General features: G+C 44.0%; 14 protein-coding genes. 3 read left to right on the top strand and 11 right to left on the bottom strand.

What is annotated here, in order from left to right:
* Nucleotides 1-203: 203 nt before the first annotated feature.
* The 4 genes from dndD to dndB all read right to left on the bottom strand — a co-directional run bounded on the left by dndD (nt 204) and on the right by dndB (nt 6,795).
* Nucleotides 204-2,204, bottom strand: a complete 2,001-nt coding sequence (gene dndD, locus NDI35_RS02730; protein ID WP_445311385.1) for a DNA sulfur modification protein DndD — start codon at nt 2,202-2,204, stop codon at nt 204-206.
* Between the two features lie 122 nt (nt 2,205-2,326).
* Nucleotides 2,327-4,009: a DNA phosphorothioation system sulfurtransferase DndC gene (gene dndC, locus NDI35_RS02735; protein ID WP_445311386.1), complete on the bottom strand. Its 1,683-nt coding sequence runs from the start codon at nt 4,007-4,009 to the stop codon at nt 2,327-2,329.
* A gap of 158 nt (nt 4,010-4,167) precedes the next feature.
* Nucleotides 4,168-5,514, bottom strand: coding sequence for a DNA sulfur modification protein DndB (locus NDI35_RS02740; RefSeq protein WP_445311387.1), 1,347 nt, complete (start codon nt 5,512-5,514; stop codon nt 4,168-4,170).
* 159 nt (nt 5,515-5,673) lie between these two features.
* A complete protein-coding gene (dndB, locus tag NDI35_RS02745) occupies nt 5,674-6,795 on the bottom strand; it encodes a DNA sulfur modification protein DndB (RefSeq protein WP_445311388.1) in 1,122 nt (373 codons plus the stop codon).
* Between the two features lie 253 nt (nt 6,796-7,048).
* On the opposite strand from dndB, the gene NDI35_RS02750 reads away from it, so the two are divergent.
* The 3 genes from NDI35_RS02750 (at nt 7,049) to NDI35_RS02760 (ending at nt 9,383) form a co-directional block, all read left to right on the top strand.
* Entirely contained in the window at nt 7,049-8,641 is a 1,593-nt protein-coding gene (locus tag NDI35_RS02750) for a DGQHR domain-containing protein (RefSeq protein ID WP_445311389.1), read from the top strand.
* Nucleotides 8,642-8,738: 97 nt separating this feature from the next.
* Complete coding sequence (locus NDI35_RS02755; RefSeq protein WP_445311390.1) at nt 8,739-8,990, top strand: DUF2281 domain-containing protein; 252 nt, start codon at nt 8,739-8,741, stop codon at nt 8,988-8,990.
* On the top strand, nt 8,991-9,383 hold the full coding sequence (locus tag NDI35_RS02760) for a type II toxin-antitoxin system VapC family toxin (RefSeq protein ID WP_445311391.1): 393 nt from the start codon (nt 8,991-8,993) through the stop codon (nt 9,381-9,383). It abuts the gene before it with no gap.
* A gap of 12 nt (nt 9,384-9,395) precedes the next feature.
* Here the strand turns inward: NDI35_RS02760 and NDI35_RS02765 are convergent, their stop codons facing one another.
* The 7 genes from NDI35_RS02765 to NDI35_RS02795 all read right to left on the bottom strand — a co-directional run bounded on the left by NDI35_RS02765 (nt 9,396) and on the right by NDI35_RS02795 (nt 15,918).
* Nucleotides 9,396-10,454 carry an endonuclease/exonuclease/phosphatase family protein gene (locus tag NDI35_RS02765; RefSeq protein WP_445311392.1) on the bottom strand — a complete coding sequence of 353 codons (1,059 nt, stop codon included), beginning with the start codon at nt 10,452-10,454 and terminating at the stop codon, nt 9,396-9,398.
* Nucleotides 10,455-10,464: 10 nt separating this feature from the next.
* Nucleotides 10,465-10,935 carry a DNA phosphorothioation-associated protein 4 gene (locus tag NDI35_RS02770; RefSeq protein WP_445311393.1) on the bottom strand — a complete coding sequence of 157 codons (471 nt, stop codon included), beginning with the start codon at nt 10,933-10,935 and terminating at the stop codon, nt 10,465-10,467.
* Nucleotides 10,936-11,002: 67 nt separating this feature from the next.
* On the bottom strand, nt 11,003-11,323 hold the full coding sequence (locus tag NDI35_RS02775) for a nucleoside triphosphate pyrophosphohydrolase (RefSeq protein ID WP_445311394.1): 321 nt from the start codon (nt 11,321-11,323) through the stop codon (nt 11,003-11,005).
* A gap of 12 nt (nt 11,324-11,335) precedes the next feature.
* Entirely contained in the window at nt 11,336-11,992 is a 657-nt protein-coding gene (locus tag NDI35_RS02780) for a Uma2 family endonuclease (RefSeq protein WP_445311395.1), read from the bottom strand.
* Nucleotides 11,982-14,048, bottom strand: a complete 2,067-nt coding sequence (locus NDI35_RS02785; RefSeq protein ID WP_445311396.1) for an AAA family ATPase — start codon at nt 14,046-14,048, stop codon at nt 11,982-11,984. Before NDI35_RS02785 ends, NDI35_RS02780 begins: the two co-directional genes overlap by 11 nt.
* Nucleotides 14,045-14,320 (bottom strand): hypothetical protein, encoded by a 276-nt coding sequence (locus NDI35_RS02790; protein WP_445311397.1) that lies wholly within the window; start codon nt 14,318-14,320, stop codon nt 14,045-14,047. The genes NDI35_RS02785 and NDI35_RS02790 overlap by 4 nt, the downstream gene beginning before the upstream one ends.
* Before the next feature lie 203 nt (nt 14,321-14,523).
* Nucleotides 14,524-15,918: a DNA phosphorothioation system restriction enzyme gene (locus tag NDI35_RS02795; RefSeq protein ID WP_510182635.1), complete on the bottom strand. Its 1,395-nt coding sequence runs from the start codon at nt 15,916-15,918 to the stop codon at nt 14,524-14,526.
* Nucleotide 15,919 lies beyond the last annotated feature (1 nt).

Genomic DNA, 15,919 nt, shown 5'->3' on the forward strand with positions numbered 1-15,919 from the left:
TAACGAGAAATAATTAACATTTTTTTACACGCCGCGACTTGATAAAAAGGTTGTTTTTTGGGATTCTGATTGTAGTAGGATTTATCCTTAATAATGGAATGGTGGGAAAAATAAAATTTTCGCAACCATCCCATTATCCTATATATACTACCGCAACCCCAGGGCAAAGTCAAGGGGTTGCGGCTATTTTTTAGGCCGAATTTTTATTCCCAGAAGTAACCTTTTTCGACGGTGGTTTGGTGTTTGGCGGAGTCGTATTTGAGGAGGTAGCTGTGGGCGATCGCCTCTAATTCTTGGAGTTTTTCGTATTCTACTTTTCTAATTTCCGTGTCGGTAGAAAGCAGGATGACTTGGTGGCTGGCAGAGGGGAAATAGCGTTCCACTAGGTTGTTTCTGTGGGAGGAGTCGAGGCGGCCCAAGGGAGTGTCGATCGCCACTGGCAATTGTCTCCCGGATACTCTAGCCAATCCCCACAAAAAGGCGATCGCCAGCAATTGTTTTTCCCCGGCTGAAAGTCGGTGTTTGGGTACCGGTTTGCCTTCTGGATCGTAAATGGAGAGGCTAAATGTTTGAGTGTGGAGCGCAACTCTGTGCACGAGATCGGTTTTGTGCAACAGGTAGCGGAAACAGTCGGTAATTTCTATTTCGAGTTTGTTGAGTTTTTTGAGGGTGAGTCTTTCTTTAAAGAGTTTCAGGGTAGCTTGGGCTTTGGCGATCGAAGCGATGACGTGTTGGCTGTTTCTGATGGTGATGTATTCGCTGCTGTATTTTTCTAGTTCTTTTTGGTTTTTGGCTAATTCTCTCTCTAATTCATCGAGGCGGCGGTTGGCTGATTCCAAGGCGGCCGCTGCGATAGCGACTGCTTTTTGGGCTTTCCTGACCTCATCTTCTAGTTTTTCGTAGGCTTCGGGGGAAGCTGCGGCTGCGAGTTCTCTGTCTTTAGAGTCGATTTCTGCTTCGATGTTTTTGATTTGTTCTATTTGGTCGCGGGCTAGAACTTGCTGGGCTTTGATTTGGTAGCTAAGGAGGTTTTCTAGTTGCTGGATACTGTTGTTGTCGGCGTTCATCCAGGGCGGGGCGTCTGTTCCCGCTTGCTGTTCGAGTTCTTGGTTTTCTTGGCGGATGAAGTCTTGAATTTTATCTAGCTGTTGGGGATTTAAGGAGATTTCCGCGATATAGTTGAGAAGGCGATCGCTTCTTTGTTTGATAACATTTTGGGCAATCTTTGCTTGCTGCTGGCTGGCTTCTGTTTCTGCTTGAATTTTGGCTTCAGTTAGCAAAGGCGAAATTAAGGCTAGTGGTAGCGTATTTGATGCCAATTCCATCATGGCTTGACGGGTTTTGTCTGCCTGATTTCTGTAGTCGTTTAGCTTGCTGTCTAGCTGACTGCGATCGGCGGCAATTTTTCCGCCTTCAGAAATAAACTTGTCTGAGGCTTGTTGCTGTTTTTTTTGAGTTTTTTCTAATTCGTTTTTCAAGCTTGCTTGTTTTTCTGTTGCTAATTCTTTCTTCTTAGTAATTTCCTGAAAAGTTTGTTCTATTTTCTCTAAAGCAGCCAAGTCTTTTTTGCCAGCAATTTCTTTCCGCTTGCGGCCCGCTAAAATTTCTAAATCGACGGCGAGGCGTTCTGCTAATTCTAAACCTAAAAGAGATTTAATCGCCCCGACGACAAACTCTGGCGGTGTTTCGAGTTCGGCGAGTTCTTTTACTTGTTCTCCGTCAAACAAAAATAGGTTGGATATTCCGACGGGCAAAAGGGTTTCAATGTATTCGTCCCAGGTGTTAGTAATTGCTTTGTCCGGCCACCAATACTCGCTGCCAATCTCGCTGTAGGTGAGAATGCTTAACTTGTCTTTGATGTCTGGTTTTTTCCAGTATCTAACTATTTTGAATTGAGCTAATTTGTCATCTTGGACTTGTTCAAATGTTAGTTCGACGCGGGTATCTTCTGATGGGGGAGTGTGGCGGTTGACGCATTGATTGAGAAAGTCGCTGTAGCTTAAATTGCCTCTGGTGGAACATTGGGCGCGGCCGCCGTAGAGGGCGAGGCGAATGGCGTCCATGAGGGTGGTTTTGCCGCCCCCATTCATGCCGCCAAATAGGATAACTGGGCAGGGATTTCCGTCTTTTTCGGGGCGGAGATTGATGGTTTGGGTGCCTGCATAGGGGCCGAAGTTTTGGAGGACGAGTTCGAGGAATTGCATTGTAGATGTTGTCGGTGGTTGCTGATTTGTTTGGTAGGTACGTCAGCGATTGGGCTATTCATTATGGAGATAATAATGATAGCTGACGCACCTTACGCAGGGGAAATTTTGATTTAACAGATTTAATCTTTGCTATTTTTATCTCCTACATCGGGAGTAGAATATTTGATGTCTGCCCAAGATAGCTGTCTGCTTTGATTGCTGTTGCTTTCGAGTTCTTCTTTAAGTTTGGCAATATCAACGGTATCGTTTTTGGCGGAACTGTTGGTTTGGGCGATCGCATCTTTGAATTGCTGAATTTTTTCCGTCGGATTTGCTTTAATATCTTCCACCGCTTTTTTTAAATTGCGTTGATAGTGGGCGTTGCCAATCGCTTCTTCCTTCGATCGCGAACTGGTTTCAAAGCATTTGTCCAAATCAGGGTAAATGCCTGTACGGCGGGGTTTTGTGTAGTATTGGCGTTCTGTATCAAGGAGTTTTGCCATCAATTCGAGGTGCATTTTGTCCTCGCAGCAAATCTCTTCGATCACAGTCCATTCATCGCTACCTAGGAGTTTTCTTTCGGCGGCGGGACGGGAATCTTTAAAAGGTTCGCCCGTGACTTCTTCGTAAATCCGGGGCAAGCTGTCGTCAAATTCGTGCTTTTGTTCCAGCCAAATTCGGCGGATTTCGCTAAGTTCTTCTGGGGTAATTAAGGTGATATCGCGCATTTCTAGGGGTGCGGTTTTGCGGATCTGGGTTTGTGCTTCCAAGACTCGTCTTAGCCAGTGTTCTCGCCAGAATTTGGTGTAGGGGCCTGGGATATGTTCGACGGAGGTTTTTTCGTCGCCCATGTTGCGTTCAAACAGTTCTACTCTACCGTAAATGCGCCGGAAGTCTCTTTTATCGTGATCGTTTTGAATGTCTAATTCGTTGCGAAGATCGAGGAGAGGCTGCATCCATTCTTTTTCTTCATCATTCAAAATCATTGCCTGCATAGATTTATCTTGGTCTACCATTGTACAAACCCAGCAGCCAAAGCGAGAATCTCCACAGCTAGGGGTGGAAGTATCAACGACTAGAGGGCATTCGTTATCTGCTGTCGCACCGCGATACATGGTAAACAAGTCTTTATTGTCACCTCCCCAAGGGTTAGGATACTGCATTAGATAAAGCCAAACTTCATCATCCCGCCAGTCTTCCACAGGAGTGTAAATTAGAGAGTTAATTAAACGAGAATTAGGACTCAAGCGCTCGCGCACTCTACCTGCTTCATGTCTTTTCATTGTTGCAGCGCGTTTGCTGCTCTCCGCCTTTCGAGTGCCTAAAACAACAATAGTTTCCCCGTGAGACCTAACCATTTCACGGATAAAATGGTTAACAGGTTGAATTTTCATGCGATCGGTACACCAGCGAAATCCATTTCGAGGTGCTGGATAGCCTCTACCAATTAAACATACCCAGAATGTTTCTTGAACGGAAGGATGAAGCAAATGGGGTTCAACAGGCATTTTTTGCTGCTTAGCTGCTAACTTAACCTGTTTAATACAATTGCGAACCCAGGTAGAAATTATCGGATTTTCAACCAGCGTATCTGTTGTAATTAAATGAATTGTTTTTGTGCGCTTTTCCGCTGGTAGTGCTGAGATCGCATTCCAGATTAACTGCAATACGGCGCTCGAATCTTTCCCAAAAGATACACCTAAAATCCATGGAATTTCATCGCTACAATACAACTCCTGAATTTCTAGAGTTAAATTTTCTACATCATTGATTAACTTAGGAACAGTACGTTGAGGAAATAGTGAGCCTTGAATTTCTGTCATGATTAACAATCCCTAAAAAAGCAAGAAAGAGGGCAGGAAACCCAGTTTCTGCCCAAAATCTTCAACCGAGTGGATCGAATCCCAGAAATTAAGTCTTAGGAACGACCCTGCGGAAGTTTTGAATTCTTAGATTATTATAGAACACCAGCAGTCCACACTTATTTTAATTTCAGCCCCGTCTGAGCTTCAACCTCACGTAGAGCAATTTTAAAACCCTTATCTACTGCTGCCATCTGAGCAATTATTTTCTTGTTGCCATCGCCGTCATCCATTACCAAACTGTTTTGCCACAGTTGTGAGGTGCGGTGATAGTCAAGTTTCGCTAGTGCCTCAACAAGTAAATTTCGCTGCTCTTCACTGAATTCATTCCCAAAGAAGATAAAATAGCCGACTCTACTGATGACTATAAAACCAGCAGAGTTAAAATCTATTCTCTCTTGTCGTAATTTATAGAGATCCAGATTCACTGTTTTTGAGGCTGGTTGCAATAAAGATTGCCAAGCCTCGTTAATCTGAGCAAATTGCGTGTAGAATGTTTTTGCCTTATCCAAAAGCGTTTTAAACTCACTCTTTTGCTGATTAGATCGAGATTCAATTACTTGTTTGCGAGAGGAGCCGACTAAAAATTCAGCCATACCCACCCGTAGCTGACTCATAGTAAAAATATAAGAAGGGTCTTTAGCCACAGTTTTTGATATTTTATCAATCCGACCATCAAAAATGACTAGCTCCTTAGAGATGCTACGAGTTAGTCTTGATAAGACATTCGTAACATCAAAAGCTGCTAGAAGCGCAGGTGGAATAGGCTTGTTTTTAGCACAGTCTGCAAAATCTTGGTGAATCTGATCGATATCATCTTCTTGGACAACTAAAACTGTCACGCTGTCATCTCGCAATTCCGGTCGTTCTGGAATTGCCTTCTCAATAGCTTTGAGTCGATGTTGACCATCAGTGACATAAAGCTCAATATTTGCAGGGATGACAGCATATCCAAATTTAACTGGTCCCGTACCAAAAGCAAAAACTTTAATGGGTGTATTTGAGTTAAAGATAAAAGGAGGAATGATGTAGTTTTCTGTTTCGAGCAAGTATTTGGCAATCTCATCAACGTGCGATCGAATCAGGGGGCGATTAATCAATTCCTCCGCATTAGATTTGTTTTTCTTGGTGTCAGCAGTTTGCAGCCTCGCCATTTCCTGCAGCAGGTTAAAAGGCAAAGAAAAGGTGAGATGACTTCTTTTGCCTTGCTCGTATAAGTGACACAGGAAGACTCTAGCACCGCAAGTTGATGCGTCTGCATATGCCTGACTTTGTGCATCTTGCTGGGTGAGCAGCAAAACAATATTGGCGCTGGAACGCTTGCCGTTATTGATATTGACGGCAAAAGATGTCTGGTAAGCAGCATCGGTCATAATATTTGCCTCTAGGTTTACTGATATCGCAAATTTAGCGCATAAATTGTTTGGTGTCAAGCTTTGCAGCCCAAATATAGACTGCAAATCCATAAATCCATCTATAAATGGGCTGAATGTCTTCTAAAAACCTATAAATTACACTCATATCTGTAATACAGCTATCAGACAACACACGCGATTAGAGCCGACTCTACCGGATAGAGGCAATCTGAGAGCGCACATGGCACGGGTGTCCCGCCTGTGCTGCATCTACGGGCGTCCCGCCTGTGCTGCCTCTGCGGTTTCCAAACCCAACCGCTTTTTCAAATAATCAGTCATCCAACTAACACTCGCCCTCGATCGCGAAATCCCCCCTTTCAACACAATCCCATTCTCCCAATCAGGATTAGAAATCGACCAATCAACCTGCTGCAAAAGGCTCAAACGTTCCTCCCAACTCTCAGGAAAAACCGACAGCAAAGCGGCCCCAACTTCCCCCAAACTCTCAAGCACAACACTGTGACAGTGTACGCAATCCCGGCGCATTTCCCCCGCCGCCACTTGCTTGTGCAGAACTAATTGCCAATCTGGAATAAAACTGCAAACCGCATTCCAATAACTAACCGCCAGTTGTATTTTTTGACCAAGTTCTTCCTCTTTCTGTTCTTTTTTGGTGCGAGAACCAGAGGGTTTTGCCTGTTCGCTGCTGTGAATATTAGACAGCAAAGCCATGATAGCACGATCGATCGCACTCAGCGTAAACAATTTGTGCGATCGCCCGTTCAAACTCCCCTTCTCCATCTCAGTCAAACACCGGAAAACCTCAACCTGCTTAACAACCGCCTTCACCACAAAAGCGCCATCGTCCCGGTGGTTGTAAAGTAGACTTAGTGACGCCTCCAAAGGAACTTGAAAATTATTCAAATCAGCAAACATCTGCTGCGATTTTTCCAATCCAATATCGAGAAACAAAATCAGCGCCACCGTCTCATATCCCAACTGCGGATTTTCCCTCAAAGCCATCTCAAAAGCCGCCCGGCGATGCTGTCCGTCATTAATAGTAAACTTAGCATCCATCGGCACTCGCAAGCGACCGATTTTCCGTTCTTCGGCCTCATTTCCCACTGCTTCAAAAGTAATATCCGCATCAATCGAAGCAGCAATAGCCCCACAAGTATAATTTGTAGGATTCTTAACAAAATAATCAGCAATTTCGGGAATCCTAGCTTTATTAAGCGCGCGTTTCGCCCGCATCGAGGGCGGCAAATCTTCAGATTCAAAGGGAAACAATTTCGGCAAAAAACGCACCGGACACATCGACACGTAATATTCGCGGCCCGCTTGAATTCCCCGGATCACCGGCAAAATGTATTCAAAAGAAGGAGTAGACATATTTTAGAATGGGGCATTGGGAATGGGGCATGGGGCATGGGGCATGGGGCATGGGGCATGGGGCATGGGGCATGGGGCATGGGGCATAAAGTTAAGCATTAATAACTATTGACTTTTAGCAAAACTTATGAAAAATGGGGGGCGAGTAGGGCATAACTTAAGTATTTCACAATGTTTTTTTAAAAACAAGCGTTGACATAAAGTTTAAATGATGATATTTTTGAAAAATAGCCTAATTATATAAAAAATGCCAATGAATACCAACCCAGCGGATGACCTCGCTAGCAAAATTTTAGAAAAAGAAAATAGCGACAGACAGGAAATCGCACTTTTATTAGATAAATATTTAGGAAAGGGCGATCGCATTTTCGTACAAAAAACCCAGATGGGAAACAGCGAAGCATACATCGGTTCAGTCACCCTAGAATGGTTAGACTCTCGCGTCCGTTTCGCCTCCCAAATGCCGCTTTTCCGCCAAAAATTCGACCTCCAAACCAACAACATCGTGCGCGACGACGAAACCATTGACGAAATTATCCAGCGTCCCTTAGATTGGTCGCGCCAAGCCGCCCTCACTCAATACTTAGCCGCCCGAAAATCGCACAAATTCCCCGCAGTTTTAGTAGTCGTCAGTCCCCCGTGGGTAGATAATCCTCTAGCCGAGGAATGGGATAAAAATGGCGTAGCAACCAAATCCGCGACTGAATTTACATCCTTTGACAAAAACGAGAACTTAGGGCTTTTGAATGTCTCTCAAGAAGTCTCAATTTTTGCCTTAGACGGCCAGCATCGGCTGATGGGAGTTCAAGGTTTAATGAGTTTAATTAAAACCGGAATCATGCAAAGATACAACAAAAATAAAAAACCTGTCGGCGCTGCAATTACTCTGGAAGATTTAGCAGAAGAGTATCAAATCGACCCCGAAACAGTGTATAAATTAGCTCACGAAAAAATCGGGATTGAGTTTATCCCGGCGGCGGTAGCGGGGGAAACGCGACAGCAAGCACAACGGCGCGTGCGATCGATCTTTGTGCACGTTAACCTAATGGCGGTAACGCTGAGTCAGGGCCAGCTAGCATTATTGAACGAGGACAACGGATTTGCGATCGCAGCCCGAAAAATTGCCGTCACCCATCCCTTATTAAAAGAACAAGATGACAGAAACCCCCGCGTCAATTGGGACAGCGCCACAGTCGCAGCCAAATCAACAGTCTTAACCACATTGCAAGCGCTGCAAGATATGTCCGAACGGTATTTAGAATACAAATTCCCCCATTGGAAGCCGGAACGAAAAGGTTTAATTCCTATGCGTCCCGAAGATGAAGAACTAAAAGAGGGAATTGAAGAGTTTAAAAAATTGTTCGATCATTTAGCAACTTTACCCAGCTATCAAAGAATTGAAAGCGGCGAAGAAACGGCGGAATTGCGCCGATTTAGTTTTGAAAAGCCAGGGGGCGAGGGAAATATTTTGTTCCGTCCAGTCGGTCAAATTGCTTTAGCTAATGCTTTGGGAATTCTAGTATTTAGGAAGAAACTTTCCCTGAAATCTATTTTCGACAAACTCCGCAGATTCGATGTCGATGAAGGATTTAGCCACATGGACAATCCTGAGTCGGCGTGGTACGGGATTTTGTACGATCCGAACAAAAAGCGAATGCTAGTTTCTGGAAAGGATTTAGCAACAAAGTTAATTGTATATTTGGTGGGGGGAATTCAGGACGATATGGATAGAGCTCATTTGCGGCAAGCGGTGGCGGAAGCAAGGACTTTTGAGGATAAAGCTATTAGTTTTAACGGCCGGTTTGTGCAGCCGCAAGAGGTAGGATTGCCGCCAGTGCTGAGCTAAGTTTTTCTTGGGCAAAATCCACAGCGACGAAGACTGATAAAGCAGGAAGCAAATTGGTTTTGTATAATTGAATCGGCACCTTACTTAGAGCCAGATTATGACCATCGCTGAACAGATTTACGCAATCGTCAAAACCCTTCCCAAAGACCAAGCCAGCGAAATTCTCACTTTCGCTGAATTCGTTTGTGCCAAGCACCTGAGCGCAAACCAACCAACAGACACCGTAGACTCTGCGATTCCTTGGACTGAACTTGTTTTTTCCCTTGCTGGAACTTGGGAAAAAGATTTTCCATCCCTGGAAGATATTCGTGCTGAATCTGGACAAGACATCCTGCGGGAGAGTCTGTAAATGTACGTTTTGGATACCAACACTTTGATCTATTATTTCAAAGGTCAAGGACAAGTTGCTCAAAACCTTGCTAATGTTTCTCCCCAGGAAATAGTCGTTTCTACGATCGTCCTTTTTGAGTTGCAAGTCGGCATTGCTAAATCCAATTCGCCGGCAAAACGCACCCAACAACTTCAGCAATTTTTGAGCAGAGTTAACGTTATTGCTTTCGATCGCGATGCTGCTCTTGCGGCTGCTACAATTCGCGCCCAGTTGGAGCAACAAGGTACTCCCATCGGCCCGATGGATGTTTTGATTGCAGGGACAGCCGTAGCCCTCCAAGCGACTCTCGTCACCCACAATGTCAACGAATTTTCTAGAGTTTCGGAACTCGCAATCGTAGACTGGTATTGACTAAAAAAATTCTCACAATCTGGCTTCATTTAACAAAACAAGTTCGGCTCCTACAGGCAAATGATCCGACTCAGTTGCCTCCAAAACCGAACTAGATTTAGCACCCCAATGCTTTGAATACCAAATATAATCAATCCGGAAAACCGGATAATTTAATCTCCAATTCGACCTTTTCACCAAGAATTTAAGTTCCCAACCGTGAGGCCAGGTAAAACCAAACCCAAATCCAGATTTTCGGAAAGAATCTTGCAAGACTTTCTGCACGCTGTCATAGTCTTGAGTTTCGTCTGTCATATTAAAATCGCCCGCGACAATTACTGGCAGAGTTTCTCGCTCAACTCGCTGCACTAAGTCTTGAATTTCAGGCAAACGTTTGTCATATTTGTAAACTGGAATTTTGAGAAAACGCCATTTTTTAGAGAGTTTCAACCACGGCCCGGTAGCTTGCATATTATAAATCACTACTTCTTGTTCGTTAAATTTAATAATGGCCCGCTGCTGCGTTTCTGGATGGCCGGCTAAATGCAGTATTTCGCTAGATACAATTGGATATTTACTTAAAATTCCTACAGAGTGAGTGCCAATTTGATAGGGGTAGTCTGCTTTCAACCAGGAAAAAGCTCTTTCGGTATGTTTTTGAACCATTTCTTGTAAAAAGATAATATCGGGTTTTTGCTGGTCAATCAGTTTAAATAAAGTAGGTGACTGAGTTTTATGCCAACTGAGGTTATGGGAGAAAACTTTGATGCTATGCTGCGAATTTGTGATGTTTATTGGTTTGGGGCTAAAGTATTTAATGTGCAGCCAACTTATTAGGATAATACAGGCGATCGCAGAAATAACAGTGAACCATCTTTTTTTGATGATTAACAATCCGAGGATGGGAAGCAGGAAAGTAGGGAAGAAAATTAAGGGGCTAAAAGTGCTAATTAAGGCAATTATTCCTATTCTATCCCAAAAGATTAGTTTGAGAATGAAATAGCCGATAATAAATGCTGAGTAACTGTAAGCAATAAATTTTGCAGATTTCTTTAAGCATCTCTTGATTATATCTTTTGGGATGTGCTTCATTGGAAACCTATTAAAATAAAAACTTGCTTAAATCGAATTCTTCATTTGACCGATGTTGGTTATCTCTTTCGGAAATCAAAACCAACAAAAGGCGATCGGTATAATCCGCCGCACCCCGCAACTCTTCTCGCAAAATTTCCAGTCCACCATTAGCATATTCTTCAAAAATTTGCAAGCGTTCTGCTTCCAATTTTTCGTCAAGATGGGAGAGAATTTGAGGATTTTTGGTTTCGGCGATCGCAATTAATTTAATCGCCATATCGTAGCCCCTCGATACAAAAATATCAACATCGATCGCACCCGGTTCTCGTTTAGAAATTTCCCCCAAAGGCGATCGTTTTTTCCGCTGCTTTCCCAAGGATGCGGCGAAAGCGATGACATCGGCGTAAGTCTGGAAAGGGCCAGTGTTGTTATCCGATAAAGTTAATGATTTGACTAACTCCGCTTTATCTTTAGCAATTCTAATTTTGTTAGCAGCCATTGCCATAATATTTAGTTTCTAACTATAATACATCTCGCAAATATCCAACAGTCCGCACAGGCGCACTTTACCATGTCCGCAACAACATAATTTTTTGTGCAAAACCTCCTCTTGCTTCCCGCCGCTTCATTTGTTCCGCCAAAAGTCGATCGCCCGAAATGCCAAAACTCACCATCACCGCATCTATCACCTCATACAAATCCGCCAATTCCGCCACCAAATCTTCCTCATCAGCCTCCGCCGCTTCCCCCGCTTCTTCAATCAATTTCTGCAGCAAAGCTTGACGGTATTCTGCCTCCGACAAAATTACAAACTCGCATTCATTCCCGCTTTGGCGAATAATTTCAGGAATGCGATCGCGCACCAACTTATGATACTCTTTTTCCACGTTAAACTCCCTTCAACCTTGACTAAAACTTTGAATCAACCAGCGATTAATTTCCCCATCATCTTGGGTTTGACTCCGGTTCAAAGCTTCCTCAACTAACCGGATTTCCAGCCCAGGCAAAACCCGCGACTCTTGAATTCTCCCGCTACCTCCGTTATTAATCGCAAATGCAAAAACCTCCCGCTTGTTCGCACGATCCACCCAATATTCAGCTATTCCTGCGCCTTCGTAAAGCAACCGCTTGCCTCCTAAATCATCGTTAAAAGAAGAGGCCCCAATTTCTACTACCAAATTAGGCGGATCGTATTCATTCAAATCAACTGTTGAATTGCTGTCATCAGGAGGCACTCTCAAATCTGAACCGATATAGTAAGCTAAATCAGGTTGAAACTCGCCAATACCTGCTTTACGAAAACTGGTATTAGTAAACTGAACTACTCGGATATTTCTTAAGGTGGCAAAAAGAATAATTACATAGGAAACGAGCGAATTTTGACGCCCGTGCAATGGCCCTACTGGTGACATTTCTACCCTCATGTGTTCTTGATAGTAATAAAACTTGCCCTTTTCCCATGCTGAATCCTCAGCAAAATTCAGAAACTCTTCCCACGTCGCCTTCACCCAAATATCCGTTTCCAAAGCCTGCGTAATTGCCGAATTAGAAGTCATACTCCACCTCTACAATTTCCGTATATTCAAATTCATTTGGACTGCGTTTAACTAAAGGATAGCGCGTCCCGCCAAGTTCGATCGCATCTTCTTCACAATCAGCTTTCGGAGAATTGTACACCAGCACGTATTCCCGGCCAATGGAACTTTCCATCTCTTGAGCAACTTCTCCGCGCCACTGAGTTTTAGTTACCAAAACTACCAATTGATTCGCCAACTTCGGCAGCTTATTTGCAATTTGCTTGCGATAAATCTCGTCCAAACTCCCAAAGGGAGAATCCATCACAATTGGAAACGTACTGCTATCCGGGCCCATCAAAGTATTTTTTTGACTCCACTCACGCACGCCCTCAATAATTCCGCCGATAAACGACAAGCTGAGAATTTGATTTTCTCCCGTAGAAGCGGCAACCAAAGATTCTTGTCCCGACGTATTTTCTACTAGCGTCAGTTCATATTTATCGCTCAACTTTGGGATGTAAGGAGTAAAAGAAATTTGACTAAAAATATCTTGCACCCGCTTTTCTAATTGAGAACAAAACTGTTTTTCTAAGCGCGATCGCACTTCAGTTAGGCGATCGATCGCATCCTGAGTCGCAGCAATCCGGCGCTGGGCTAATACTTGCCTTTGCTCATTCAGTTGCTGCTTGTCTATTTGCTTTTCCAGATTCGCTATCGACGCCTTCAAACTCTCAATCTGCTGCTGGTTAGAGCCTGTTTCCCGGTGCAAATCGCCAATTTTTGCCTCAATTTCATCCAAGCGCTTTTGCAAGCGGCTGACATCGCCGTCAGGAAAATTTCGCAGCTTGTTGTGAATATCGTCTAGCTGATTTTCTATCCGAGAAAGTTCGGTTCTGTCGCGGCTGATATTGCCTTGCTGTCGGTCAATTTCCTCCCAAAAATCAGCCACTTGCCTATCAATTTCATTTACCCGATCGCTAATCCGAATAGTTGTTTCTTCCACATCACCAACACCCGCCTTATCCATCCAACCGCTAACCTGTTGGCGAGATTCAGAACCCTCCACTAATTCGGCACCGCAGATACACCTCTGCTGCGCTAATAACTCTTCCAAAAACGGCCGCTGAATCCCCGAAAGCAACTCGCCTTTTTCTCGTAAACCCCCGACAAGCACTTCAAATTCAGCCGCCGCATCTGACAGAAATACCGCGTAACCGCGCACAGAAATTGCTCGTTTTAGAGCATCTGTAGCCTGTACAATTTGTTGCTTCAATAAACTTTTTTGCAGTTCCAATTCGTCTCGCAACTTTTGTAAATCCGCAGCACCGCTAAGTTCCAACAAATTACCATTAACGGCTTTTTTTAACTCCCCTTGGTTGGCCAATTCCCGCTCGATTTCTCCTTGTCTGCTCGAAAGTAGCTCAGCTTCTTGCTCAATTTTTTGCTTATCTTTTAAAAGATTCTTCGTTTCAGCATTCCCAATTATATTTAAATCTGTCTCAAGAGATTTTTTTGCTTCTCCTAAATGCCGGATCGATCTATTCAAGACTTCCACCCCCAGCAACTCCTTAGTAGCTTCCGCAATTTCTGCCTTCTTGTCATAGCGGACAATTTGCTCGATTCGCTCCCCATCAAAAAAGAAATATTTATGTAAACTTTCCGGCAAAATCCGCCCGATAATATCATCGGGATGCTGATCCGGCTTCAGCCAGAGACCGTTATCTTTTGCTACACTCAGAAACAATTCCGCCTTGCCATGTTCTACAGTATTTTCACTTTTATAAGCACGACAGATGCGTTTTGCTTGGTAGCGCGTGCTGTCGTGTTCAAACACAATTTCCGCCCAACAACCTACGGCTTTTCCAATTTCCGCCTCAGCCAGAGCGCGCTTGTTTACTAATTGTTCTTCCGCCGCAAAAGCCGCGCTAAATTGTCCGTAAAGTACCCACGTAAAGGCATTCATCAAAGCCGTTTTTCCAGCGCCGTTATTACCGTGAATTACTGTAATATTTTGCCTACCCCAAGCTAGTTTAATTTCAGGACTTTTGCCGTAAAATTGACGAAAGTTGCACAGAGTAATTGAGATTAACTTCATACAATTGCTTCCTTGATAATTTTTAAAATGTCATCGTTAATGTGGCGGGGAGCTCTCATGTACAGTTTATCTTTTTCAATTTCCAATACCCGCTCGATAATTTGCCGAACTTCCGTCGGCGCGCTAGTAATTGGTTCCTGTACGTCGCTGAATTCCTGATGAGTTTGATAAGAAGAACGCTTTTCTGATAAAATGCTTGTCGGTACGGCTGCGATCGCACTATCTTCATATCTAAATGCCATAATCAAATTTTCATTAAGATTTTCAGTCATATTTTTTTTGCAAATATTAAAAGATACAGGGCCTAGGCTCATGGGCGAGAAACCCGGTTCCTACGAGTTTTGCGAACAGTCACGAGAAATCTACAAAGAAAGCTGGTTTCTGAAGTCTGGGTGCGATCGCGAACTAAACTAGCAACTCAAACTACGATCAAATAATTCTCTATTCTAAAACATAAACCGAACCTTAATAAATGTCAAATGTCTAATAGCCCGTAACGCTTCTGATGTTGCAGCAATTTCACTCTAGCTTCCCCAGCATTGTCCGCTAAATCGGCAAATTCCAAGAACCGCTTCAACTCTTTTCGCAGCAAATTGCGCTCGACTTCTAAGGTTTCACGGCCCAAATCTGGAGGCAAAACTATCATGTCAAATAAAGTTGCCCTTTCCTTCCCCGGATGTGGCCGCAAAATCCGTCCTCGGCGCTGAATAAACTGGCGCGGATTGCTGCTGCTTGCTAAAATTACAGCATTGCGAATTGCAGGAATATCCACGCCTTCATCCAAACAGCGAATCGCGACTAAACCTTGCAATTCTCCACTCTCAAATTGCTGGCGCAATCGTTCTCTTTCTGCTAAAGGAGTTGCCGCAGTATAAGTGTTAACTCGGTAGCCTAATTCTGAACCCAATAACTTCGCAGTTTCTGTTAGTTGGCGGTTGTTATTTCGGCGCGCACTTCCTTCGATCGCACCGTCGCCGCAGTAAAATAAAGTATGGCTTGTGTCGAGACGGTGAATCATTAATTCTCGCAAAGCTGTTAATTTATTAGCCGCTGCCCCAATTAACCGAGCTCGCTGCATTAATAAAGTCGTTAAAGCATCGTTTTCTTCTACTTTTTCATCGCCCCAAAGCGCCCAGCCAATCTTTTGAGTTAAGCGGGAATACTTGCGGGTTTCGGATTCGGTCAATTCTACTAAAATTGGATAGTATAAATAATGTACTAATGCTTTTTGGCGGATGGCATCCGCTAAGGTGAGTTCCGGCTGCAAAACAGGGCCGAAATAATCTAAAATAGCTTCGGTTCCTTGTTCGTCGAAATGCCTTTCTGGGGTGGCGGAAAGGGCGAGTCGCAGTCCAATATTGCGCGGCAAACTTTCTCCTAAACGGGGCGCGCCTAAGTTGTGAACTTCGTCTCCAATAATCAGGGTTTTTTCTGGGAAATAGCGCAGTTGCGATCGCAAGCTATCTCCCATTAAGGTAGCATTAGTAGTGATGATTGTGAGAAATGCTCGATGACCCGATGATCGCACTTCATACAAACCCGCCGCCAGCTTATTCTGCCAACTGCGGGCGCTATCAAAAGCCAAAATAGGTTTTAAACCAAATTTCTCGGATTCGCGCGCCCACTGATTCACCAGGTGGCAGTAAGGGCAAATTACGAGCAGGACTTGCAGGTTAATTTTATTGTATAATTCAGTGGCGATCGCCAGTGCAGTAATCGTCTTGCCACTACCCGTCGCCATCTTCAGCGTACCGCGTCCCTGATTCGCAAACCAATTAGCAACCGCCACTCGCTGATACTGTCGCAATTGCAGCGATGGCGGCATTTTCGGAAACCCAAATTGCGAATTATTAGCCGTTGAGCGATTCACC

It is taken from the genome of Microcoleus vaginatus FACHB-2002, from assembly GCF_040004035.1.
Classification (GTDB): Bacteria; Cyanobacteriota; Cyanobacteriia; order Cyanobacteriales; family Microcoleaceae; genus Microcoleus; species Microcoleus vaginatus_C.

Excerpts from the sequence above, each read along its gene's own strand:
- dndD (WP_445311385.1), bottom strand. The coding sequence starts at position 2,204 with ATGCAATTCCTCGAACTCGTCCTCCAAAACTTCGGCCCCTATGCAGGC.
- dndC (WP_445311386.1), bottom strand. The coding sequence starts at position 4,009 with ATGACAGAAATTCAAGGCTCACTATTTCCTCAACGTACTGTTCCTAAG.
- NDI35_RS02740 (WP_445311387.1), bottom strand. The coding sequence starts at position 5,514 with ATGGATTTGCAGTCTATATTTGGGCTGCAAAGCTTGACACCAAACAAT.
- dndB (WP_445311388.1), bottom strand. The coding sequence starts at position 6,795 with ATGTCTACTCCTTCTTTTGAATACATTTTGCCGGTGATCCGGGGAATT.
- NDI35_RS02750 (WP_445311389.1), top strand. The coding sequence starts at position 7,049 with ATGAATACCAACCCAGCGGATGACCTCGCTAGCAAAATTTTAGAAAAA.
- NDI35_RS02755 (WP_445311390.1), top strand. The coding sequence starts at position 8,739 with ATGACCATCGCTGAACAGATTTACGCAATCGTCAAAACCCTTCCCAAA.
- NDI35_RS02760 (WP_445311391.1), top strand. The coding sequence starts at position 8,991 with ATGTACGTTTTGGATACCAACACTTTGATCTATTATTTCAAAGGTCAA.
- NDI35_RS02765 (WP_445311392.1), bottom strand. The coding sequence starts at position 10,454 with ATGAAGCACATCCCAAAAGATATAATCAAGAGATGCTTAAAGAAATCT.
- NDI35_RS02770 (WP_445311393.1), bottom strand. The coding sequence starts at position 10,935 with ATGGCTGCTAACAAAATTAGAATTGCTAAAGATAAAGCGGAGTTAGTC.
- NDI35_RS02780 (WP_445311395.1), bottom strand. The coding sequence starts at position 11,992 with ATGACTTCTAATTCGGCAATTACGCAGGCTTTGGAAACGGATATTTGG.
- NDI35_RS02785 (WP_445311396.1), bottom strand. The coding sequence starts at position 14,048 with ATGAAGTTAATCTCAATTACTCTGTGCAACTTTCGTCAATTTTACGGC.
- NDI35_RS02790 (WP_445311397.1), bottom strand. The coding sequence starts at position 14,320 with ATGACTGAAAATCTTAATGAAAATTTGATTATGGCATTTAGATATGAA.